Raw genomic sequence first — 350 nt, forward strand, 5'->3', positions numbered from 1 at the left:
TAGAGGGCGCAAGCATAGAGGGCGCAAGCATAGAGGGCGCAAGCATAGAGGGCGCAAGCATAGAGGGCGCAAGCATAGAGGGCGCAAGCATAGAGGGGGCAAGCATAGAGGGGGCAAGCATAGAGGGGGCAAGCATAGAGGGCGCAAGCATTGCGCCCCTACTGGCCAACCACGAAATTATCAACCTCTCCTCTGCTTCCAGTCTCGAGGCACAACGCAGTCAATGGGCAAAACGCACCCCTGCCCCCAAAGCGATCGCCGTCCTTGCCGATCCTGTCTTTTCCTGTCGAGACGATCGCACGCCGCCCTGTGAGAACGCCAGTGACACCACTTCTGAAAATCTCCTCATG

The 350-nt window shown here is 58.3% G+C and carries 1 pseudogene; it reads left to right on the forward strand.

The annotated features are described in order from the left end of the window. Positions 1-350, forward strand: a pseudogene (locus JUI58_RS00665) (pentapeptide repeat-containing protein); the annotation flags it as partial.

This window comes from Spirulina sp. CCY15215, assembly GCF_016888125.1.
Lineage (GTDB): Bacteria > Cyanobacteriota > Cyanobacteriia > Cyanobacteriales > Spirulinaceae > CCY15215.